This is a genomic window from Streptomyces sp. SID5643 (assembly GCF_009872555.1).
Taxonomy (GTDB): Bacteria; Actinomycetota; Actinomycetes; order Streptomycetales; family Streptomycetaceae; genus Streptomyces; species Streptomyces iakyrus.
Genome location: NZ_WWIC01000080.1, coordinates 22,760 through 46,153, shown reverse-complemented (window position 1 = coordinate 46,153; position 23,394 = coordinate 22,760). Strand labels below are relative to the sequence as shown.

Genomic DNA, 23,394 nt, shown 5'->3' with positions numbered 1-23,394 from the left:
CCCGCAGTGCGACGTGATGAAGGCCAACGGCAACTACGTCAAGGGCGTCGGCTACGCGCTCAACAAGCTCGGCGACGTGCCCAACGTCTACAACTACGTCGACGCCGCGCACCACGGCTGGATCGGCTGGGACGACAACTTCGGTGCCTCCGCCGACGTCTTCAAACAGGCCGCCACGAGCGAGGGCGCGACCATCGCCGACGTCCACGGCTTCATCACCAACACGGCCAACTACAGCGCCCTGAAGGAGGAGCACTTCTCCATCGACGACCAGGTGGGGGACAAGTCGGTGCGCCAGTCGAAGTGGGTCGACTGGAACCGGTACACCGACGAGCTGTCGTTCGCCCAGGCGTTCCGGCAGAAGCTGGTCTCCGTCGGTTTCGACCCGAAGACCGGCATGCTGATCGACACCTCCCGCAACGGCTGGGGCGGCGCCGCGCGGCCCGCCGGCCCGGGCCCGCGAACGAGCGTGGACGCCTACGTCGACGGCTGCCGCTACGACCGCCGCATCCATGTCGGCAACTGGTGCAACCAGTCAGGCGCCGGCCTCGGCGAACGGCCGCAGGCGGCACCGGAACCCGGGATCGACGCCTACGTGTGGATCAAGCCGCCGGGTGAGTCCGACGGGGCGAGCAAGCAGATCCCCAACGACGAGGGCAAGGGCTTCGACCGCATGTGCGACCCGACCTACACGGGCAACCCGCGCAACGGCAACAACATGTCGGGCGCACTCCCGGACGCGCCGATCTCCGGGCACTGGTTCTCCGCCCAGTTCCGGCAGCTGATGCAGAACGCGTACCCGCCCCTGCGGTGACCGTCCCGGACCCCAAGGGTCCCGCGCGGGGGTGGAGACAGGCGTCGAGCCTCCCCACCCCCGCGCGGGTGCGTCACGCCCGGGGCGCGATCCGCCGGACCTCGATCAGCGCGAGGCTCTCCGGGTGGAGGGTGGGCGACTGCACGCCGACCGCGGACAGGACACGGCCCGGCAGCTCCACACCCACCGGTGTCCACCAGGGCAGCGGGCTGGTGACCGGGCCCCGCACCACGTCTCCCGGCGGCAGCGGGGTGACGGCGTAGAGCTCGTCCTCCGCGAGGCCCGGCAGGCGCACCCGGCCCGCCGGCACCTGCACGCTCGTGGCCTTCTGCACCACCGCGTACACGGCCCGGGACCGGTCCGGGGCCACGACGCCGTGCACGAGCACGGCGGGGTCGTGGTGGTCGCCGTGCACGACGGTCCCGCCGTGCAGCAGCGGCCGGAGCCGTTTGTGGACCTCGATCCACTCCGCGAGCCGACGGCGTTCCTCCGGCGTCGCCCGGGTCAGGTCCCATTCGATGCCCATGTGGCCGAACAGCGCGGTGCCGGCACGGAAGTCGAGACCGTGCGTGCGGCCCGTGGTGTGCGAAGCGGGAGCGCCCACATGGGCGCCCATCAGCTCGGGAGGCAGCAGCATTCCCGTCCAGAGCTGGATCTGCTGCCGCTCCAGGGCGTCGATGCAGTCGCTCGTCCACACCCGGTCGCTGCGTTCGAGGATGCCGAGGTCCACCCGCGCGCCGCCCGACGAGCAGGACTCGATCTCCAGCGCGGGGTGGCGCCGGCGCAGCTCGTCCATCAGCGCGTACACCGCGGTGGTCTGGGCGTGCACCCCGCCGACACCGTACGGGCCGCTGCCCGCGTCGATCAGGTCGCGGTTGTGGTCCCACTTGAGGTAGTCGACGGCGTACTCGCCGACCAGGGCGTCGAGCCGTTCGAGCACGTACGCGTACGCCTCCGGGCGGCCCAGGTCCAGCACCTGCTGATGCCGGGCCTCGGGCGGCATGCGCCCCGCCGCCGACAGGATCCACTCCGGGTGGGCCCGGGCCAGGTCCGAGTCGGGGTTGATCATCTCCGGCTCGACCCAGAGGCCGAACTGGAGCCCGAGGGAGCGGACGTGCCCGACGAGCGGGTGCAGCCCCCGCGGCCAGACGTCGGGGTCCACGTACCAGTCGCCGAGCCCGGCCCGGTCGTCACGGCGTCCGCGGAACCACCCGTCGTCCAGGACGAACCGCTCCGCCCCGACCTGCGCCGCCGCGTCCGCCAGGGCGGTGAGGGTGTCCAGGTCTTGCCGGAAGTAGACCGCCTCCCAGGTGTTGAGCGTGACCGGGCGCGGTGCGGCCGGGTGGTGGGGGCGCTGCCGCAGGTAGGTGTGGAAACGCCCCGCCATGTCGTCCAGGCCCCGGCCGTACGCGCCCAGCAGCCACGGCGTGGCGTACGAGGCGCCGGGCGCCAGGCGTACCTCGCCCGGCAGCAGCAGCTCACCGCCGCCGAGGAGACAGACGCCGGAGTTGGTCCGCTCGGCGAAGGTGCGGTGGTTCCCGCTCCACGCGACGTGCAGCGCCCACACTTCACCGCCGCGGAAACCGAAGCCCCGCTCGCCCGCCGCGTGCAGGAGCGTGGCGTCGACGCCGGTGCGCCCGCGGCGGTTCTCCCGCAGATGTGTACCGAGCGTGAACTCGTGCCGCTGCGGGGAACGTTCCCGCAGATGACGCCCTGTCAGGTCCAGGATCTCGGTGGCGTGCGCCGGCACGGGGAGCGTGAGTTGCAGCGCGTCCACCGTGTAGGGAGCGCCGCCCTCGTTGGTGAGTTCCGCGCGCTGGCGCACGAGACCGGACGCGGTCAGCTCCAGCTCCCACCGCAGCGCCAGCCGTGCCTGCTCGTCCACGGCTTCGACGGTCAGGGAACGGGGGCCGGGCGTGCGCACCTCCCGGACGGTGAACGCGCTGGAGAAGTCCGAGCCCTCGCGGTGGCCGGACAACCCCGGAGTGCCCAGCCAGCCGGCCGACTGCTCGGGCAGCACGCTCACCGGCACCGGGACGTCGGGGACGCTGGTGCCCAGCTCGGCGCGGCTCGCCGCGGCGAGGGAGGCGAGGACCCCCGGCCCGCCGGACGTCTCGTCGCCCAGATCACCCAGGTCGGCCCCCCAGTGCAGGATCCGGGGCAGCCGGGGGCCCGAACAGTCGAGCACGAGGCTGGTGCCCGCGGCTCGGAAGTGGAGGAGGTGCTCGGTGCTCATGTGCGTCGGCCTTCGGTCGGTCGGATGGGGGCGGCCGGTTCGACCAGGGCCAGTTCGCCGACGCCGGCCTCCAGTGCGTCCCGGGCGTGCGCGTCGATGCCCGAGTCGGTGATGAGCAGGTCGGCCGTCTCCAGCGCGGTGATGGTCGCCAGGCCGGGCGTGTCCCACTTGGTGTGGTCGGCGAGCACCACGACCCGCCGCGCCGAGCGGCACATCGCCCGGTTGGTCTCCGCCTCCTCCAGGTTGGGTGTGCTGAAGCCGGTCCGGGCGTCCATGCCGTGGACCCCCATGAACAGCATGTCGACTCGCAGCGAGGTCAGCGCGGCGACCGCGACCGGCCCCACCAGGGCGTCGGAGGGGGTGCGGACGCCGCCGGTCAGGACGACCGTCTGCTTCTGCCGCCGGCTCGCCTCCAGGACCTGCGCCGCGCTGACGCTGTTCGTCACCACCGTGATGTCCGGGATGTCCAGGAGGTGGCGTGCCAGGGTCCACGTGGTGGTCCCCGCTGTCAGAGCGACCGCGGAGCCCGGAGCGACGAGCCGGGCGGCCGCGGCCGCGATGGCCTCCTTGGCGGTGACCTCACGCGACCGCTTCTCCCCGAACGAAGGTTCCTTGGTGCTGCCGTGCTCCGCGGTGACCGCTCCTCCGTGGACCTTGTCGAGGTGGCCCTGACGTGCGAGGGACTCCAGGTCGCGCCGGATCGTCATGTGGGACACGCCGAACCGCTCGGTCAGTGCCCCGACCCGGATCGAGCCGTGCTGCCGGACGAGTTCGGTGATCCGCTCCTGCCGTTGCCTTGCCAGCATGGCGTCACCGCTCCGACAAGGGCGGGCCGTCTTCCCGGATCACCCTGACATCGCCCGCCCGGACCTCGGTCCTGCCCTCGACGGAGGTGCCGCTCAGCAGGTCGACCCCCCTCGCCGGGACGGACACGTCACAGGAGGTGTGATTGACCAGGAAGAGATACGTGGCGTCCGGCCCGCGCCTGCGCACCGCCTCCACCCCGGCCGGAACCTCCGCCGCGGCCGTGACACCGGCCTCCCGGCAGACCCGGGACAGCAGTCCGCGCAGGGCGTCCGCGTCCGGCCGCGTCGCCACGTACCAGGACACTCCCGCACCGTGGGCGTTGCGGGTCACCGCCGGGTGTCCCGCCACGGGGCCGCCGTACGAGGGATCCTTGTCGAAGGACAGGACCGTCTCGGCGCCCCGCGGCTCCACGAGTTCGGTCCAGACGGTGCCCTGCGAGCTGTCGGAGAGGCGAACGGCCTGCTGTTCACGCAGGGGGAAGAACTCGTCGACGCGGACGCCGAGCATGTTCCGGTACGCCCCGGGGTGGCCGCCGAGCCGCACGTGGTCGTTCTCGTCGACCACACCGCTGAAGAACCCCACGGCCGTGTGCCCGCCGTCTCGGACGAAGGCGTCGAGCGACGCGGCGTCCGCGTCCGACGTGAGGCAGAGGCTCGGTACCAGCACCAGTCGGTGGCCGCTCAGGTCGCTCGACGGATGCACCAGGTCGCAGGTGATGCCCAGCGACCACAGCGCCTCGTACCAGGCGCGCACCAGGTCGAGGTAGCGCACGTCCCGCGAGGGGGTCGCGTCCATCTCCAGCGCCCACCAGGCGTTCCAGTCGAAGAGCAGGGCCACGTCCGACTCGACGCGGCTGCCGCGCACCTCGGCGAGGGCCTTGAGGTCCTGCCCGAGGCCGGTCACCTCACGCCAGGTCTTGGTGTCGGTGCCGCCGTGCGGGAGCATCGCCGAATGCCACTTCTCGGCGCCGGCCCGCGATTGGCGCCACTGGAAGTACAGGACGCCGTCGGCGCCTCGCGCCACGTGCGCGAGGCTGTTGCGCCGCATCTGCCCCGGGGTCTTCGCCACGTTGCGCGGCTGCCAGTTCACCGCGGAGGTGGAGTGCTCCATCAGCAGCCACGGAGCGCCGCCGCCCATCCCGCGCGCGAGGTCGGCGTCGAGCGACAGCCCGATGTGCGCCTCGGGGTCCGCGGCCGTGAGGTACTGGTCGACGGAGACGAAGTCGCACTCCCCGGCGAAGGAGAAACCGTCGACCTTCTTCTCCAGCGTGACCAGCAGGTTGGTGGTCAGCGGCACGTCGGGGGAGAGGCGGCGCACGATCTCCGCCTCGCGCCGGTGCAGTCGCAGCAGCGCGTCCGAGGAGAACCGCCAGAAGTCGAGTTGCTGGGTCGGATTGGGCACGGCGGCGGTGGCACGCGGCGGCATGATCTCCGCCCAGTCGCCGTAGCGCTGGCTCCAGAACGCCGTCCCCCAGGCCTCATTCAGGCCGTCGAGGTCCCCGTACCGCTCCCGCAGCCAGTCCCGGAACGCCCCGGCGCTGGTGTCGCAGTAGCAGTGCGCGTTGTGGTTGCCCCACTCGTTGTGCAGGTGCCACAGCGCGAGCGCGGGGTGGTCGCGGTAGCGCTCCACGAGCCGTTCGGTGAGCCGGCCGGCCGCCTCGGCGTAGGCGGGGCTGCTCGGGCAGAACGTCTGCCGCGAGCCGTGGGTGAGCCGGACGCCGTCGGCGGTCACCGGCAGCGCCTGGGGATGCCGCAGCGAGAACCACGGTGGCGGGGACGCCGTGGCCGTGGCCAGGTCGGCGGCGATGCCGCCCGCGTGCAGCAGGTCCAGGACCTCGTCGAGCAGCCCGAACTCGTACTGCCCGGGGCGGGGCTCCAGAAACGCCCAGGAGAAGACACCGACGGTGACCAGGTTGACGCCGGCCTCCCGCATGAGGCGGACGTCCTCGTCCCACACCTCGCGCGGCCACTGCTCCGGGTTGTAGTCGCCGCCGTAGGCGATGCCGCCGAGCCGATCGGACAGCTGCGTGAGCGCGTCGGTCACGACTTCACCGCTCCCGCCGCCAGGCCCGCCTTCCAGTACCGCTGGAGCACCAGGAAGGTGATGACGATCGGCACCACCGACACCAGCGAGCCGGTCAGACTCAGGATCTGCAGCGAGGGGTCGCGGCTGACCTGGGACTGCCAGGTGAAGAGGCCGAGGGTGACCGGGTAGAGGCGGTCGTCCTGGAGCATCACCAGCGGCAGCAGGAAGTTGTTCCAGATGACCACGAACTGGAACAGGAAGATCGTGACCATCGCGGGTGACATCAGCCGCAGCGACATGGTGAAGAACGTCCGCAGCTCGCCCGACCCGTCGATCCGGGCCGCCTCCAGCAGCTCGTCGGGCACGGACGCCGCCGCGAAGATCCGCGAGAGGTAGACGCCGAAGGGGCTGACGATGCTGGGCAGGAACACCGACCAGAACGTGTTGGTCGCGTCCACCTCGGCGAACAGCAGGAAGAGCGGCAGCGCCAGCGCCGTGGCGGGCACCAGGACACCGCCGAGCACCACGGAGAACAGCAGCTCCCGTCCCCGGAAGCGGTACTTGGCCAGGGCGTAGCCGGCCATCGCGGACAGCAGCGTGCCGACGGCCGCGCCGGCCCCCGCGTAGAGCAGGCTGTTGAGCAGCCAGGGCAGGTACACCCCGTCCTGCTTGGCGAACAGCGCTCGCAGGTTGTCGAGCAGGTGGAAGTCGGAGAACCAGAGCCCGAACGAGTCGACCAGGTCGCCCTGGCTCTTGGTCGCCGAAACGATCAGCCAGAACACCGGCAGCAGCATGTAGACGGCGATGACGACCAGGAAACCGGTGGCCGTGATCACCGCCAGGCGGCTCTCCCGGGGGCCGCGCGGCCCGGTCTTCGAGGTCTGGCGGGGCGCGTGGGCGCCCGCGGTGTCGGTGAGGAGGCTCATGACTCGGCCTTTCGCCCCGTGAGCTTGAGGAATCCGAACGACAGGACGAACGTGGCCAGCGCCAGCGTCACGGACATGGCCGCCGCCTCGCTGTAGTTGTTCGCCGAGGCGAGCGAGTAGGCCGCCAGGTTGGGTGTGTAGGTGCTGGTCACGCTGGTGGAGATGGAGCGCAGCACCTGCGGTTCGGTGAACAGCTGCAGCGTCCCGATGATGGAGAAGACGCCCGTCAGGATGAGGGCCGGCCGCAGGATCGGTACCTTGATCCGCCAGGCGATCTTCGCCTCGCTCGCGCCGTCCATCCGGGCCGCCTCGTAGATGTCGGACGGGATGGCCTGCAGCGCGGCGTAGATGATCAGCATGTTGTACCCGGTGTACGTCCAGGTCACGACGTTGCCGATGGACCACAGCATCATCGACGAGCCGAGGAAGTCCGGCGCGGAGCCGGCCTTGTCGAGCAGGTCCACGATGGGCGACAGTCGCGGGTCGTACAGGAAGGCCCACATCAGCGCGGCGATCACACCCGGAATGCCGTACGGCACGAAGTAGGCGATCCGGAAGAAGCGCTTGAGCCGGGTCACCGTGGAGTCCAGCAGCAGCGCGAGCACCAGGGCCAGCAGCAGCATCACCGGGATCTGCACCAGCCCGAAGACCAGCACCCGGCCGACACTGCCGAGGAACTCGGCGTCACCGAGCACTTCCCTGTACTGGTCGAGGCCGGCGAACACGGTGGTCTTGCGGCCGAAGGTGCCGCCGGTCCGCTCGGTCTTGAGCAGGCTCTGGTAGAAGGCGTAACCCACCGGAACCAGGGTGAACAGGATGAACGGCACGAAAAACGGCACGAGAAAGAAGACGGGAGCCCAGTTGCGTCTGCGGCGGGCAGGGACGCGGGTGGGGGTGGTCTGCGCCGGCGGCGGGGCTGTGGCCGCTATGGGATCGGCGGTCATGTCGTGGTCTCTTCCTGGGCTGGGCTGTGCTGGCGAGGGAGAACGGGCCGCGAGCGGGACCCGGCGGGCGGGGCCGGGCCCCGGGTCACCCCGGGGCCCGGCCCCCTGCCGCCTACTTGGCGACCTCCAGGGACTGCTTCTCCAGCGAGTCGGCCGTCTTGGCGTCGGTGGACTTCAGCGCGTCCTTGAGCGTGCCCTTGCCGCCCAGTGCCCCGGCGATGCCGTCGCCCATGAAGCGGTAGGTGTCGGTCATCGTCGGGCCGAACGTCCAGTCCGTGGTGACGTTCTTGGAGGCGTCCGCGAAGACGTCGAAGACCTTCTGCCCGTCGTAGAAGTCGACCGGCTTCTTCAGCGCCGCCAGGTCGAGCCCCTTGGTGGCGGCGGGGTAGAGACCGCCCTCACGGTTGAGGATCTCCAGCGCCTTCGGGTCGGTGTTCAGCCACAGGGCGAACTTCGCCGCCTCGTAGGGGTGCTCGCTCTTGCCGAGGACCGCCGTGGTCGAGCCGCCCCAGTTGCCGGCCTTGTTCTCACCCGCGGACCACTGCGGCATCGGGGCCACGCCCCACTTGCCGGAGGTCGCCTTGGCGTTGTCCCGGATGGTGCTGTAGCCCCAGGCGGCGCTGACCCAGGTCGCCACCTCGCCGTTGTTCCACGCCTTGTACAGCGCCGGGGAGAAGCCCTGCAGATCGGTCGCGACCAGCTTCTCGTCGATCATCTTCTGCCAGTAGTCCGCCACCTCGCCGGCGGCCGGACTGTCGACGTCGACCTTCCAGGCGTCGCCGTCCTGCGCGAACATGTTCGCGCCCTTCTGCCACAGCAGACCGCTGAACCAGTTCGGGTCCGTCTGGGAGAAGTGCGTCATGTACGCCTTCGGGTCGGCCTTCTTCAGCTTCTTGGCCGCCTCGTAGTACTCCTGCCAGGTCTTCGGGACCGCTATGCCGTGCTTCTCGAACAGGTCCTTGCGGTAGAAGAGGGCCATCGGGCCGGTGTCCTGCGGCACCGCCCAGACGCCGTCCTTGCCGTCCGCACCGAAGGTCACCTGGGACCAGGTCCAGTCGACGAAGTCGCCCTGGGCCTCCTTGACACCCGCGCACGAGGCGATGTCGGTCAGGCCGTCCTGGAGGCGGAAGCTCGCCAGCGAGTCGTATTCGATCTGCCCGAGATCAGGAGCATTGCCCGCCTTCAGGGCGTTCGACATGTTCTGGTAGGTGCCGGCGTTGCCGGCGGGGGTCGACTTGACGGCCACCTGGATGTCGGGGTTCTGGCGGTTCCACTCGGCCACCGCCTTCTCCACGCCGGGGATCCAGGACCAGTACGTGAGCTTGACCTTGCCGTCGCTCTTCTCGCACTTGGCCTGCTCACCCGAAGCGCTGTCCTCGGAACCGGAGCCGCCGCACGCCGCGGTGGCGATCAGGGGGAGCGTGGCAAGGGCCACCAGGGTCCGGCGGAGCGCAGGGCGATGGATCCGCAGTGACATGGACGTCTCCTCGGTACGGGCCGCTCCGCTACGGGTCCCGGAGTGGCGGGGTGCGCACACCCTGACTGTTAACTACTCGTAAAGTCAACACACTCCATCGCTAGATAACGGAATCAAACAAGAACCGTTATCGACCGCGTGGACGGTTCCACGATTGGTCTCTACCTGCACGGATTGGCGTTGCCGATCGCCGGACGGGATTGTCGAACGTTGTCAGAAAACGATTCAGCGAACGTGCAGCTGCAAATGCCGGGTGGCTTGGCTGGTGCCGTGCCCGTCGTCCGCGAGGCGTGGCCGTTCGGTGTCGTGCGATGTCTCAATCGGCTTTGTTCGACCGGCTGAATGGGGAACTGGGCAGGCGTTCCCGTTCGGCGGGCCGGACACTCCAGGGGCGTCGCTCCGGGCCGGGTGGCGCGTGCGCGGGTGCATACGCGTCGGTGGGCGCGGCCAGAGGGTTTCATCGGGCCGGTCCGGCGGTGAACGGTCCCGGTCGGGGCTGGGGCCTGAGCTGTCGGCCCGATCGGAATGAAGAAGCTCTCCCGAGAGCGTGAGAGCGCTCTCAGACCCACTCGGTTCCCTTGAGGAGGGCGGCAGGAGTGCGGGCTCCTCCATGAAAGAGGGCGGCGGGGTGCTGCTGCGCGAGATCACACAAGGATGCACACGCTCGCGCGGAGTCGCGGAGCCCGGTTGCCGATCCACCTGCCCGTCGGTCGGGGTGCGGTCACCTGCCGCCGGCGAGGTCCGTGCCGGTCCCGTGTAACAGACCCCTGTTTGAAGTGTTGACCGCTCGTTGACACGAGCCTACGTTGACGGCGTCTTGAGAGCGCTCTCAGAAGGGTTGCGCATGAGATTCCGCAGACCTCTCGCACTCCTGTCGACGGCCGTCCTGGCCGCCGCGGGTCTGGCGTCCACCGTCGGCAGTAGTGTCGCCTCCGCCGCCACCATCGAGGTGGGGAAGGGAAGCTACAGCGACGTCCGGCCGGCCGGACGGCAAGGTCCGTCGAACAACGGCGGCCAGGCGGTCAAGCCGAAGGTCACGCCCGCCATGGCGGACAAGCCCGTGCCGACCAACGACTGGTGGTCCTCGCTGATCTTCCAACGGTTCGCCTCCAACCCGTGGTCGGAGAACATGTACGGCCACCCCCTCACCTACAAGGCGGTCTCCGGCGGCCTGGAGGTCGGTTACCCGACGGACCATCAGATCGTGGGCGGGGGGAGGCAGTACGAGTTCGCGCACAAGGCCGACCTGACGCTCGGCCTCGCGGGCCTCAACTCACCCGACGCCAAGGCGGACGGGTGGAGCGACTGGACCGTCACCCCGTACTGGAAGGACGCCGCGCGCACCCTGCGGGCGACCATCGGCCACGGCTCACCGTACGTGTACGCGGAGGGCACCGGCGGCGCGGCGCAGATCAGCGCCGCGGCCCCGCCGACCGTCTTCGCCGACCAGGGCAACGTCCTCGGCGTCACCATCTCCGGCCACCACTACGCGCTGTTCGCCCCGAGCAGCAGCGACTGGACGGTCTCCGGAAACCAGATCCGCGCCGACCTCGGCTCCAGGGACTACTTCTCCCTGGCGGTCCTGCCGGGCAAGGAGGCGCTCGCCGACTACACGAAGTACGCCTTCAGCTTCGTGACCGGCTCCAAGGTCGACTGGGACTACCGGGAGGGCGACGGCGAGGTCAAGGCCACCTACACGCTGACCACCGAGGCGAAGGAGGGCGAGGAGACCGGCACCCTCCAGGCGCTCTACCGCCACCAGTGGCTGCACACCTCCGACCCGCTGACCGACTACCGCTACGTCTCCTCGCGAGGCGAGATGAAGGTCCGCGAGGGCACGTCCTTCACCACCACGCAGAAGGTGAACGGCGTCCTGCCCGGCCTGCCGAGCGCCGCGGGCGTCGACAAGGCCCGACTGAAGACCTACATCAACGACGTGCTGACGCAGGGCGATCCGTTCAGCGGCGCCATCGACACCTACTGGACCGGCAAGGCCCTGGGCAAGCTCGCCCAACTCGTACCGATCGCCGACCAGATCGGCGACACGGCCGCCCGCGACAAGCTCCTCACGCTCATCAAGGGCCGCATGGAGGAGTGGTTCACCGTCGGCGGCCCCTCCGAGTTCTCCTATGACAAGGACTGGCGCACCCTCATCGGCTACCCGGCCTCCTACGGCAGCGACCAGGAGCTCAACGACCACCACTTCCACTACTCCTACTACGTGATGGCCGCGGCGACCGTGGCGCAGTACGACCCGCGGTGGGTCGCCGACTCCGAGTGGGGCGGCATGGTGGAGGAACTCGTCAAGGACGCCGCCAACCCGGCCAGGGGCGACGCCAAGTACCCGTTCCTGCGGGGCTTCGACACCTACGCCGGGCACAGCTGGGCCGCCGGCCATGAGGCCTTCGCCGCCGGCAACAACCAGGAGTCGTCCTCGGAGTCGGTCAACCTCAGCGCGGGCCTGATCATGTGGGGTTCGGCCACGGGGGACAACGAACTGCGCGACCTGGGCGTCTACATGATGACGACCGAGTCGGAGTCGATCGCCCAGTACTGGTTCGACGCCGACCAGGAGGTCTACCCCGAGGACTTCACCCACGACGTCGTCGGGATGGTCTGGAGCAGTGGCGGCGCCTACGCCACCTGGTGGACCGCCAACCCCGAGGAGATCCACGGCATCAACTTCCTCCCCGTCACCGGCGGCTCGCTGCACCTGGCCCGGGAGAAGGAGATGCTCCGCCGCAGCGTGACCGAGATGGAGAAGGAGAACGGCGGCCCCGCCGTCGAGTGGAAGGACATCTTCTGGCAGGTCCAGGCCCTCTACGATCCGGCCAGGGCCATGCAGCACTGGAACCAGTGGAACGGCGGCTACACCCCCGAGGAGGGCGAGACCAAGGCCCACACCTACCACTGGGTCGCCACGATGAACTCCCTCGGCGCCCCTGACATGACGATCACGGCCAACACGCCGACGGCCGTCGCCTTCGACAAGAACGACACCGTGACCTACGCCGCGCACAACTACGGCGCCGAGGAGTGCTCGGTGGTGTTCTCCGACGGCGGCGTGCTGAATGTCCCGCCGAACTCGACCGCGTCCGGAGCGGGCGACGACACCAAGCTCGGCACACTGTGCGGCGCCACGGGCGGCGGCGAGGAACCCCCGCCGGCCGACGACAAGCCCACCGCGCCCGGCACCCCGGTCGCCTCCGGCGTCACCGAGACCTCGGTCGAGCTGACCTGGGACGCGGCGAGCGACGACAAGGGCGTCAAGAACTACGACGTCTTCCGCGGCACCACCAAGGTCGCCACCGTCACCGCCACCACGCACAAGGACACCGGGCTGACCCCCGGCACCGAGTACTCCTACACCGTCAAGGCCCGCGACACGGCCAACCAGGTCGGACCGGCCAGCGATGGCGTGAGAGTCACCACCGCCGGCGACCCGCCCCCGCCGTACGTCACGGGTGACACCTTCCACCTGCGCTCCGGCGGTGCGCTCGCCACCGAGGCGACCGCGACGAGTTCCTCGGACACGGTCCCGTCCGCGGGCGGCACCAACAACGACGGAACACCGAAGAACCCGGTCGTGTACGAGGTGAAGAACGTCAAGGGCGCCCTGAAAGCGGGCGCGGGCACCGCCTTCGCCTTCCAGATGGACGCCGGCTCGAACGTCGGCTACGCCCAGCAGGCCAGGGTCTCCTACGACCTGACCGGCGACGGCACCTTCGACCGCGTCGAGACGTACCGCTACTTCGCCACCGACCCGGTCCCCGGCTGGGAGGAGTACTCCTCGGCCCGGCAGGGCCTGCACTCCGCCTCGGGCACCCTGGGTGACCTGAACGGCGGCACGGTCCGCGTCGAGCTCTGGGGCGCGCTGGGCAACGGCCCGTCCACCGTCCAGGTGGGCAAGGGGTCCGTTCTGACCATCCCGTTCGCCTGACGGCAAGGCGGTCCCCCCCCGTGGTCCGGCACGACGGCCGGTCGTCGCCGACGGCGTCGGACCACGGGCATGGACTGCTGCCGGCCGGCCGGCGTGCTCACGGACGGTCGCCGGTGACGCCGCCCGGGGCCCCGATGGCCTACGCGCGGTGGTGGTCCGCGGAAGGTTCGGCTCATCGTCGAGAGGAGAACCCTGCCGAGAACGGAGCGACGCCTTGCCGCACCAACGGATCTCCCCTCAGGTCGTGGAGTCGCTCTCGACGCCCGAGCGGGTCGGGACGCACCTGGGCACTCGATGGTCTGCCTCACCCGGGCCGGTAGGGGCACGTCCCGGTAATCGCCCGCCTTGCGGTGCTTGAGCCGCTCGTACTGGCAGGTGGTCCGGTTGACCTGCTCAGTGATGCGGTAGACGTCGTCGGCGACGATGTTGTTGAGGTTGACCGCGAAGGCCTCACCGTTACGCATGCCGCACCCGCTCATCAGGTCGGCTACCAGCAGGAAGCTGTCGTCGCCGCCGGTGCGTATCTGCCGCAACTGCTCCAGTGAGGGGATCACCACCCGCTTGGGGTCGTACTGCGGCGGCTTCACACCGGCCACCGGATTGTCGTCGAACAGCCCCAGCCGGTTCGCATCCAGCAGGATCGCCTTCAGCTTGTCAAAGGCGTTCACCTGGGCGGCCAAGCCGATGCCGTTGCGCTCCAGGGTCTGAAGGAAACCCTCCACGACCTTGTGGTCGAAGGTGTTCATCCGCCGGCTGCCCAGCAGCGGCAGCAGATGGATATTCAGCAGCGACTCCAGGTGCACCACCGAGGCCGGCCCCAGATCCCGCTGGCAGGCCTTCCACCCGGTGGCGTACTCCTCGAACCGCATCGCGCCCTACCGGGCGATCCGCTCCGCCTTCGCCCGACCCCGCGGCGCCGCCTTCTTCGCGTCTTGCAGGCCTCCTCTCACCTTGTTGAAGCGGTCCTGGCCGTGTTCTTGGTCGGCCGCACGTACCGCTTGCGAGGCATGCCTGAGCCCTTCTTCCAGCGGCAGGCCGCTTCCACCTCCTCGTCCGTCGCGCCACTCATACCGAGGTCGGTGGCGTCGCCGGCACGGCCCGGATGCTGATGTCCTGCACATGCGCCTCCTGCGTGGCGGTCACTGCGGTGAGTACGGCCGCCGCGACGGATTCCGGCCGCAGGTAGTGCTCCGCCACGTACTCGGCCCCCTCCTGGGCGCGGATGGACCGCTGCATGTCGGTGGCCACCCGACCGGGGTAGACCGTGGTGACGCGCAGGCCGGGTTCCTCGGCGCGCAACGCGTCCGCGAAGGCCCGCTGGGCGAACTTGCTGGCCGCATAGGAGCCGCAGTTGGGGTACGCGTCGAGTCCGACACTGGAGTTGATCAGCACCACCTGTCCGCGTGCTGCCCGGAGGGCGGGCAGCAGCAGCCGGGTCAGCTCGGCGACCGCGATCACGTTGACCTCCAGGGTGTCCCGCCACACCTGGGCCGCGGTCCGGGCGACCGGCCCGAGCGTGGCGACGCCGGCGCTGTGCACCAACAGGTCCAGGCGCTCGATGCCGGCCACGGCCGCGGCCATGGCGGCATGGTCGGTCAGTTCCGCGGCGAAGGGCCGCGCGTGCGGAAGCCGGGCCGCTCGGTCTCGCAGTAGGACGTCGTCGCGACCACCCAGCAGCAGGTTGTGGCTGGGGGCGAGGGCCGAGGCGATGGCCGCCCCGATGCCGCGGGACGCCCCGGTGATCAAGGCAAGTGGCCGCATGATCCTTGTCCTCCGCTCAGTAGGGGCCCTGGAAGCCGGCGGTGACAGTCTCGAGGGCGGGCAGTCCGGACCTGGTCGTGTCGCACACCGCCAGGCAGGCCTTGACGATCTCGGTGGCGCTGGGGTTGAACGCCTCCTCCAGCGGCCATGAGACGGGTGCCGGGCAGTCAGGTAGCGTTACCCTGCGGACCGGGGCCCGCAGCGCCTCCGGGATCCGCTCGGCCACGACGGCGGCCACCTCGGCGGCGAACCCGTAGCGCGCCCAGCTCGTGTCGGCGACGACCAGCCGGCCGGTCTTGGCCACCGACTCGCAGATGAACGTGTCGTCCAGCGGCCGGATGCTGCGGACGTCGACCACCTCGACGCTGATGCCCTGGGTGGACAGCTGCTCGGCGGCCCGCTCCGCCTCGTACACCATCAGGGAGGCTGCCACCACCGTGACGTCGGTGCCTGCACGGGCCACCCGGCCGGCGCCGAACGGGACGGGGGTCATCTCTTCCGGAACCTCGCCGGTCAGCGGATAGAAGGTCCGGTTCTCGATCAGTATGGTCGGGGTGTCGCTGGTGAGCGCCGTGATGAGCAGCCCCTTGGCGTCCGCGGGTGTCGCAGGCGTCGCGACGTGCAGCCCCGCGTAGTGGCCGAAGGTCGCGTGCGGGCTCTGGGAGTGGGTGGCGCCCTGCCCCCATCCGCGACCCACGACTCCCCGTATGACCACGGCTGCGCCGCCCTTGTCGCCGCCGTACATGTACCGCCACTTCGCGGCCAGGTTCACCAGCGCGTCCAGGGCCAGGAACATGAAGTCCGCCCTGGTGTGGACGACGAGCGGCCGCATGCCTGCCACCGCGGCGCCGACGGCGAGGCCGGCGGTCGCGTTCTCCGAGTTGGGCACGTCCACGACCCGGTCAGGACCGAACCGGGCGAAGGCATCCTTGGTCGTGCCGTAGGTGCCGCGGAAGTCGTCCACCCCCTCGCCGACGACGAGGACGCGCTCGTCGGCCTGCATGCACTGCACGGTCGCCTCGGAGATCGCCTGCCAGTAGGTGAGCGTGCGCATGTCCAACTCCCTCTCCAAGCCTCGGTTCACGGTCATCGGCCCACGGGCAGGTAGGCGCCGTCGAGCAGGCCCGCCACGTCGGGGAACGGCAGCTCCTTGGCGTACGCCACCGCGGCGTGGATCTCCTCCTGCGACTCGGCCTGCCACCGCCGCACGAGATCGTCGATCCGGGGTTCCTCGGCGCGCACCGCGGCCACCGCGCGGTGGATGGGGCAGCGCTCGATCCAGGAGTCGATCTCCTGCTTCGACCGGTATCCGTGGTGGTGGTCCCAGCCCGGGCCGACATGCTCGCGCCAGCGATAGGTCGCCAGCTCCAGCAGGTACGGGCCGTTGCCCTCCCGGCAGTGGCGCAGTGCGGCCTCGGCGGCCTCGCGCACGGCGAAGACGTCGTTGCCGTCGATGGCGGCGGCGCGCACCCCGGCCGCCTCGGCCCGGCCGTGGACCGAGGTGCCGGGCGGCTGTCGCGCCGTCAGCGGGGACGAGATCGAGTACAGGTTGTTCTCGCAGACGAAGACGATCGGAATCCGGTGCACCGCCGCGAGGTTCAGCGACTCCGCGAAGACGCCCTCCTCGGTGGCGCCGTCACCGAAGAAGGTCAGCGCCACCCGGGATTCGCCGTTGCGGGCGAACGCCCAGCCGGTGCCGACCGCCACGGAGATCATCTCGCCGAGAATGGCCCCGGAGCCGGCGAATCCCACCGACTGGTCGATGACGTGGATCGACCCGCCCCGGCCGTGCGAGCAGCCGTCCTGTCTGCCGTACAGCTCGGCCACCAGGGCCCGGAGATCGCCGCCCTTGGCGAGGTACGGGGCGTGCGTGCGGTGCGCCGCGTACACCCAGTCCCGCGGTGTGGTCGCCGACAGCACCCCCACCGCCGTGGCCTCCTGGCCGATCGAGAAGTGGATGGCGGTGCGCATCTCCTGCTCGTCCCGGTAGTAGTCGGCGAGAACCTCCTCCACCACACGGATGCGCACCATCTCGCGGATCAGCCGCGTGCGGTCGGATGTCATGGTCGAGCACTCCTCGCGTAGTCGTGGCGCCGGCACCGCTCAGTACCGGCGGCTCTGTCGCCAGTAGCCGGCCGACGCCGGTGCGGGACGCCTGCGCAGCGGGTCCCCGAACAGCCGGCCCAGCAGGCCCAGCAGTAGCACCAGCAGATAGGCCAGCAGGAGCAGCGGGGTCAGCAGGGCATGCCTGGCGAATGTCATGGGGCAGGTCCTTTCCGTACCGGTCGGTCAGTCGAGGGGAATCCGGCCGCGCCAGTCCGTGTCCTCGTGCCACGGCGGCTGGTCGGACTTGAGGAGCAGGAAGCTGCCGATCGCCAGCGCGTCGATGTCGGTGCGCATGAAACAGCGGTAGGCGTCCTCGGGCGTGGCCACGATGGGCTCGCCGCGCACGTTGAACGACGTGTTCACCAGCACCGGGCAGCCGGTCCGGGCGTGGAACTCGGTGAGCAGCCCGTGCAGGTGCGGGTCGGTGTCCTGCGCGACGGTCTGTACCCGCGCCGAGTGGTCGACGTGGGTGACGGCCGGGATCTGCGAGCGCCGCACCCGGAGCAGGTCCAGGCCGCGCAGGTGCTCGGTGCCGGCCTGGCGCAGCCGGCGCCGCTCGGCCACCTGCGCCACGATCAGCATGTACGGGCTGTCCTGGCGCAGGTCGAAGTACTCAGTGGTGTGCCCGGCCAGCACGATCGGCGCGAAGGGCCGGAAGGACTCCCGGAACTTGATTTTGAGGTTCATCGTGGACTGCATCTCGGCGTTGCGCGCGTCGCCGAGGATGGACCGCCCGCCCAGGGCCCGGGGGCCGAACTCCATCCGGCCCTGGAACCAGCCGACGACCTTGCCGTCGGCGAGCAGCCCGGCGACGGTGGACCGCAGCTCGTCGGTGGCCAGGCGCCGGTACGGCAGTGTCTGGGCGTCCAGATAGACCTGGATCCGATCGTCGTCGTAGCCGGGGCCCAGCCGGGCGCCCTGCATGCCGTCCCCGCCGGAACCGAGGTGGGCGCGCGGCCCGTTCGCGGCCAGCAGCGCGGCCCCGAGCGCCCCGCCCGCGTCGCCCGCCGCCGGCTGTACCCAGATCTCGTCGAACAGCCCGCTCTCCACCAGCTTGCCGTTGGCCACGCAGTTGAGTGCCACCCCGCCGGCCAGGCACAGGTGGCGTTCCCCGGTGTGTTCCCGTGCGGCGGCGGCGAGGTTGACCATGATCTCCTCGGTGACCAGCTGCACGGAGGCGGCGAGGTCGAACTCCCGCTCTGTCAGTGGCCCTTCCGGCTCGCGGCGCGGCCCGCCGAACAGCTCGGCGAACCGGCGCCCGGTCATCACCTGGCCGTAGAGGAACTCGAAGTAGCGGGTGTCCAGCCGGAACGAGCCGTCCGGCCGGATGTCGACCAGCTTCTCCCGGATCAGCGGCGCGTACACCGGCCGGCCGTACGGTGCCAGGCCCATCAGCTTGTACTCGCCGGAATCCACCTTGAAACCGCAGAAGTAGGTGAACGCCGAGTACAGCAGCCCCAGGGAATGGGGGAAACGCAGCTCCCGCAGCGGTTCGACGCGCCGGTCCCGGCCGTGCCACAGGGTCGTGGTCGCCCACTCGCCGACGCCGTCCACGCACAGCACGGCCGCCGACTCGTACGGGCTGGGCAGAAACGCCGACGCCGCATGCGATTCGTGGTGCCGGAAGCGCCGGATCGGCGGCACGGCGCCGAGATCGAGCCGGGCCAGCTCGTCGCGGACCACGCCGAGCGTGCGCAGTTTCCACCCGAGCCACTCGGGCATGCTGTGGCGGAACGAGCTCCACGCCCGGGGGGCCGTGGCCAGATAGGTGGCCAGCACCCGGGAGAACTTCAGCCGCGGATCCTCGTAGTAGGCGATGACGTCGACGTCATCGAGTTTCCGGCCGGCCTCGGCCAGGCAGGACGCGACCGCGAGGGCCGGGAAACCCGCGTCGTGCCGGTTCCGGCTGAACCGCTCCTGCTGGGCGGCGGCGACGATGTGCCCGCCTTCGACGACGGCGGCCGCACTGTCGTGGTAGTAGGACGAGATGCCGAGGGCAGTGGTACTCACGGGTCCAGCTCCCTATCGCCGACCGATCTCTGCAGTGAGTGCGCCGTACACCCTGGCCGCCAGCCCCTCCGGCGGGCTCAGGGACCGGTATCCGTCCCGGATGCGCTGCCACACGGCGTCGGTCGTCCGCCGCCCGGCCGGGTCCGGCTGCTCGGCGAGGAAGGTGTCGATCGCGTCCACCGCCCACGCCGAGTGCCCCGTGGACACGTTGTCGATGGTGTTGTGCAGGTCGACGAACCGGGTGCTGAACCCGTGGTGGCGCAGGGCCACCTGGGCGTCGCGGTAGCTGCCGCCGACCCCGGACAGTTCCATGGCCAGGTTGAGCCCGAGGATCTCCGGGGCGAAGGTCTGCGGGAACTTGGCTATGCACAGCCAGAACACGGGCAGCGCGAAGGAACGGTCGTCGAACCCGGGCCACGCGGCGAACTCCTCGGAGTCCGTCGGCGGCAGCTCGACGCCCATCTCCCGGAGCAGGTCCCGGTAGATCTTGGGGTGGTTCTGCCGCCAGATCCCGTTGCCCAGCTCGTCCCAGTAGGTCTGAAACAGGAAGTGCCCGGCGGGGGAGGAGGCCAGCCGGTAGTCGGTGTAGCCCTGCAGCCAGCCGCCGTCGATCAGGATCAGCGGTGCCAGCTGCAGCGTCGACTCGACCAGCTCCTCCCGGCTGGGCAGCGGCGGGTCGCCGGCGGCCCAGACCGCGCCGTGCCGGTCGTGTTCGGTGGCCAGCCAGCCGCGCAGCCCGTTGTCCGGGTCCCAGCGCGCGGGCAGTCCCCGCTCCGCCTTGTCCCTGCGGAAACGCGATCGGGCCAGCCAGCGCCGGGCGTAGCGGTGGGCGAACTGCCGCAGCCCGGGGGGCTCCGCCCGGCTGAGCAGCGCCCGGTAGGCCGATCGCGCCTTGGGCCGGCCGAAGTCGCCGGCCGCCGGCCCGTCGGCGGGGCGGGCGTCGATCTCCAGGTCCGACCGGTGCCAGGAGCCCTGCGCGACGCGCAGACGCCGGTGTCGCTCGTGGGCGTCCTCGCCGGCGTCGAGGGCCGATCCCTCCTGCGGCAGGTGCGTGATCCAGTCGCGGAGCAGCGCGATCTCCTGCTCGGTGAAGACGCGGAACATGGGCCCCTTCTCACCGATCAGTCCGCACACCAGCGGGCTGCGGTCCGGCTCGCCCGGCCGCACCAGAGTGCTGCGGGCCAGCGCCCGCAGGAATCCGCTCGGCCCGGCGTCGACGCCGGCGAACCATTCCGACAGCGGACGGCCCTCCAGCGGTAACTGCCCGTGGTACACGGAAGCCTGCCGGGACCGGGCCCAGATCAGCCGCCACACCGGGTAGTCCGGATGGGTCGCCAGCCGAGTCTCCTGCTCCAGTGCGTCGCACCACAGCGCCAGTTCCTCGGCGGCCCAACGGAATCCATGGCGCACCCGGTCCCCGGCACCGCGATCGGTGAGCGCCCGCGCCGCCGAGAGGGCCAGCTCCAGCGGGACCGGCTCGTCCGGCGCCCGGGCCCGGCCCAGGTCGAAGGTGTCGACCGGAACCGGGACGTCCTCGGGTTCGAGCGCGGCCAGCGGCGGGAGCACGCCGACCGCGCGCAGGCACAGATCCGCCCCTACGAGCTCGGGGCGGAACCGGTCGGGCAGCCGACTCATTGTCAGCAGCACGGCCGGCAGTCGGAAGCTGAAGCTCTCGACCTGGTCGCTGGCGGCGAGCCGGGGTCCGGGCGCCTCGTCCTTGAAGCGGTGGGCCCGCAACACCGCCCGGTACTCGCTTCCTCTGTCCGCCAACGGATATCCCACCCCGAGGTCGGAGGAGTAGATCCGCAGGAGGGTGAGCGTCAGCTCGCTCTCCGCGTTACCCGCGCTGGACAGCCACTGCAGCCAGGCCCCGGCCGACAGCGCGAGCGGAGCGCAGTTGCCGAGTACACAGCGCCGGGCCGACGCCCGGTGCGGACCGGCCAGTGCGGAGCGGAACCCCTGCTCCCGTTCGGATGCCCATCGGCGCGCCTCGTCCACGAGACCGGCCAGGTCCCGCTCGGGCTCGGCCGGCCGGCCGCCGACCGGGTCGATGGCCGCGCGCGCCACCGGCAGGTCCGGGCCCGGCGACGGGTGCTGTTCGGGATGTAACGCCCGAGCGTACATCGCTCGGTAATCGACGCTTGTCACAGCTTTGTCCCAGGTCGAATGGCTGCTCAGAACATCGGGTAGATCGAGCTGTCGTTCCTGCGCTTCTTCTGACGCCGCCGGAACCAGCGTTTGATCGTCTGCCACATCAAAACTCTCCCCGTGTTCCGCCGGGCGTCAGTACTCCGTTGATGGCCGCCGCCAGCCGTTTGTTGCCCGCATCGGTGATATGCGCATGGTCGATGAAAAGCCACTCGTCGCCGTCGAGCAGCGCGCTGGCGTCGAGGAAGGAAATGCCCCTGCGGGCACAGACCGCCGCGAGCCGGTCGCGGTAATCGCGGTAGACGTCGTCGCCCAGGATCGGTGCGAACATGTTCCAGAGCGCGGACCGCTCGCCGTTCACCTCGTCGATCAGGAGTGTCTCTTCGGGCGACAAGGTCTTTTTCGTCCACGCCGCCGTCGGCTGGAGCATGAAATGCACCTTCGCGCCGGTCGGTGCGGCCAGTTCCAGCAGCCGGTCGAGATCGCGCGCCTGTATCTCGGCGGCGAGTTCGGACCGGGCGAGCGGGCTGAGGGTTTTGTCCGGTTCCGGTTCGGCCCCGGTCAGCCGCCGTGCCAGACGACCCACCGCCCACTTGGGCTGTTGGTAGTACTTCTTCAGATCCGGATTGCCGAGCTGGGTGAAGAACTCGCCGGAGAAGAAGAACTGGCCGTAATCGGCGCCGGCCTCGGGGAGCCCGGCCACCACCAGGTTGTTGAGCCCCGCCAGCACGACGATGTCCCGAATGCGCGGCAGTTGGTGCCGGTGCAGCAGGAAGACCAGCAGCTCCTGGGTGGAGTTGAAGGCGGACGCCGCCAGGTTCAGCCACGGCGGTGAGCCGGGCTCCCGCGCCAGCAGCGAGGGGATGGTGTTGGCGTCGCCCACCGCGCCCCAGCCGAACGCGGGCGAGGCGCCCAGCATCACGCTGACCTCGCCGGACGGGCGGTCCTGGAGCAGCGAGTAGCGCCGGCCCCCGACGTCCGTCGGCCGGAAGCCGCCTGAGTCGGTGGTGAGCACGGGCGACTGGTAGTCGGCCCGGCTGAAGAACATCAGGTAGGGCAACCAGCGCATCTCGCCGCTGGCGAACTCCTCGTAGTGCTTCATCTGTGGGGCTAGTTTCGCCTGCTGGTCCAACGCGTTTCTCCTTGACGATGCCGACCGGAACGCTCGGGTGGCCGTGGCCGGCGCGGTAGTCGTTCGCGCACAACGGGCCCGGGCCGGTCACCGGGGCAGCGTGCCGAACAGGAAGCCGTCCGGTTCGTCGGAAACCGGGAACTCGATGCCGGCGTCACTGCCCACGGCGCTGAACTCCTCGTGCAGCGACACACCCAGGGCGAGCCCCCGGTCCATGACGGAATCCAGCCGAACCCCCCAGCCTGCGGCCTCGAGCCGGGCCGGCGCGGCCTGCCGGGGTTCGGTGTTCCAGTTGACGCTGCCGATGTCCACGCCCAGCAACTCGGTCGTGTCGGTCAGCGCCGTGTGCGCGGCGAACCAGTGGATCAGGTCCGCGGGCATGTACTGCATGGCCAGTCGGCTGCCGGGTGCGGAAAGCTTGTGGATGGCGGTGAACAGGTCGGCCTCCCCCTGTGCGGAGAGGTACAGCAGGATGCCCTCCGCCACCCACGCTGCCGGCCTCGTGGGGTCGAACCCGGCACTGCGCAGGGAGGACTCCCATTCGTCCTGCCGGGGATCGACGCCGGCCGTGTGCCGCGCGCAGCGGGGTTCCGCCCCGGCCTCGTGCAACACCGTGTCCTTCAGGCTGAGCAGCCCGGGCTGCTCCACTTCGTAGAAGTCCATTTCGGACGGCCAGTCCAGCCGGTAGGCGCGTGTGTCGAAGCCCGGAGAGAAGATCACCGCCTGGTCGATGCCCGCCGCGTTCGCCGCCAGCAGGAAGTCGTCCATCACCCGGGCCCGGATGCCGCCGAACCGGGAGGCCACCATGGCGCCTGCGGCTCCGGAGCGTTCCAGCTCATCGACCCGTGTCGGCAACGTCGGCCGTATCCGCACAGCGTGCACGAAATGGGCTGCCAGCGGGTCGTTGATCAGGTGGTCGGGGCGATCCGACTCCACTGCGCGAGCGGCGCAGTTGATCACGGCGCTGAGGCCGACGGTGTCGGACACAGTCCAGCCGGCATGTCCCTCGGACATCTGGTCTCCTGAAAGGATCGCGAGTATCTGGTCGACGAAGGCGATGCGTTGGCG

The 23,394-nt window shown here is 70.4% G+C and carries 16 protein-coding genes; 2 read left to right on the top strand and 14 right to left on the bottom strand.

What is annotated here, in order from left to right; all coding sequences use genetic code 11:
* The coding region (locus tag GTY56_RS10025) for a glycoside hydrolase family 6 protein (protein ID WP_202509972.1) at positions 1-814 on the top strand (814 nt) is incomplete at its 5' end.
* A 73-nt stretch (positions 815-887) separates the two neighbouring features.
* Here the strand turns inward: GTY56_RS10025 and GTY56_RS10020 are convergent.
* The 6 genes from GTY56_RS10020 to GTY56_RS09995 form a co-directional block, all read right to left on the bottom strand.
* Positions 888-3,050, bottom strand: coding sequence for an alpha-galactosidase (locus tag GTY56_RS10020; RefSeq protein ID WP_161364577.1), 2,163 nt, complete (start codon positions 3,048-3,050; stop codon positions 888-890).
* Complete coding sequence (locus GTY56_RS10015) at positions 3,047-3,856, bottom strand: DeoR/GlpR family DNA-binding transcription regulator (protein WP_161364575.1); 810 nt, start codon at positions 3,854-3,856, stop codon at positions 3,047-3,049. The genes GTY56_RS10020 and GTY56_RS10015 overlap by 4 nt, the downstream gene beginning before the upstream one ends.
* 4 nt (positions 3,857-3,860) lie before the next feature.
* The gene (locus GTY56_RS10010) at positions 3,861-5,900 is read right to left on the bottom strand and encodes a beta-galactosidase (RefSeq protein WP_161364573.1); all 2,040 of its coding nucleotides are present in this window, start codon (positions 5,898-5,900) and stop codon (positions 3,861-3,863) included.
* On the bottom strand, positions 5,897-6,808 hold the full coding sequence (locus GTY56_RS10005) for a carbohydrate ABC transporter permease (RefSeq protein ID WP_161364571.1): 912 nt from the start codon (positions 6,806-6,808) through the stop codon (positions 5,897-5,899). The genes GTY56_RS10010 and GTY56_RS10005 overlap by 4 nt, the downstream gene beginning before the upstream one ends.
* On the bottom strand, positions 6,805-7,752 hold the full coding sequence (locus GTY56_RS10000) for a carbohydrate ABC transporter permease (protein ID WP_202509971.1): 948 nt from the start codon (positions 7,750-7,752) through the stop codon (positions 6,805-6,807). The genes GTY56_RS10005 and GTY56_RS10000 overlap by 4 nt, the downstream gene beginning before the upstream one ends.
* A 112-nt stretch (positions 7,753-7,864) precedes the next feature.
* Complete coding sequence (locus GTY56_RS09995; protein ID WP_161364568.1) at positions 7,865-9,229, bottom strand: ABC transporter substrate-binding protein; 1,365 nt, start codon at positions 9,227-9,229, stop codon at positions 7,865-7,867.
* Positions 9,230-10,073: 844 nt separating this feature from the next.
* Between GTY56_RS09995 and GTY56_RS09990 the strand changes: the two genes are divergently transcribed.
* A complete protein-coding gene (locus GTY56_RS09990) occupies positions 10,074-13,169 on the top strand; it encodes a glycosyl hydrolase (protein WP_161364565.1) in 3,096 nt (1,031 codons plus the stop codon).
* 1,065 nt (positions 13,170-14,234) lie between these two features.
* On the opposite strand, the gene GTY56_RS09980 is transcribed toward GTY56_RS09990, so the two are convergent.
* The 8 genes from GTY56_RS09980 to GTY56_RS09950 form a co-directional block, all read right to left on the bottom strand.
* Positions 14,235-14,930 (bottom strand): SDR family oxidoreductase, encoded by a 696-nt coding sequence (locus tag GTY56_RS09980; RefSeq protein WP_161364562.1) that lies wholly within the window; start codon positions 14,928-14,930, stop codon positions 14,235-14,237.
* 16 nt (positions 14,931-14,946) lie between these two features.
* Complete coding sequence (locus GTY56_RS09975) at positions 14,947-15,984, bottom strand: alpha-ketoacid dehydrogenase subunit beta (RefSeq protein WP_161364560.1); 1,038 nt, start codon at positions 15,982-15,984, stop codon at positions 14,947-14,949.
* A gap of 32 nt (positions 15,985-16,016) precedes the next feature.
* Positions 16,017-16,994 carry a thiamine pyrophosphate-dependent dehydrogenase E1 component subunit alpha gene (locus GTY56_RS09970; protein WP_161364558.1) on the bottom strand — a complete coding sequence of 326 codons (978 nt, stop codon included), beginning with the start codon at positions 16,992-16,994 and terminating at the stop codon, positions 16,017-16,019.
* 39 nt (positions 16,995-17,033) lie between these two features.
* Positions 17,034-17,192, bottom strand: a complete 159-nt coding sequence (locus GTY56_RS39850) for a hypothetical protein (RefSeq protein ID WP_202509970.1) — start codon at positions 17,190-17,192, stop codon at positions 17,034-17,036.
* Between the two features lie 27 nt (positions 17,193-17,219).
* On the bottom strand, positions 17,220-19,046 hold the full coding sequence (locus GTY56_RS09965; protein WP_161364556.1) for a carbamoyltransferase N-terminal domain-containing protein: 1,827 nt from the start codon (positions 19,044-19,046) through the stop codon (positions 17,220-17,222).
* A gap of 12 nt (positions 19,047-19,058) precedes the next feature.
* Entirely contained in the window at positions 19,059-21,113 is a 2,055-nt protein-coding gene (locus tag GTY56_RS09960; protein ID WP_346345456.1) for an iron-containing redox enzyme family protein, read from the bottom strand.
* Between the two features lie 187 nt (positions 21,114-21,300).
* Positions 21,301-22,326, bottom strand: coding sequence for an SGNH/GDSL hydrolase family protein (locus GTY56_RS09955; RefSeq protein WP_161364553.1), 1,026 nt, complete (start codon positions 22,324-22,326; stop codon positions 21,301-21,303).
* An 87-nt stretch (positions 22,327-22,413) separates the two neighbouring features.
* Positions 22,414-23,340 carry an SAM-dependent methyltransferase gene (locus GTY56_RS09950; protein WP_161364550.1) on the bottom strand — a complete coding sequence of 309 codons (927 nt, stop codon included), beginning with the start codon at positions 23,338-23,340 and terminating at the stop codon, positions 22,414-22,416.
* Positions 23,341-23,394 lie beyond the last annotated feature (54 nt).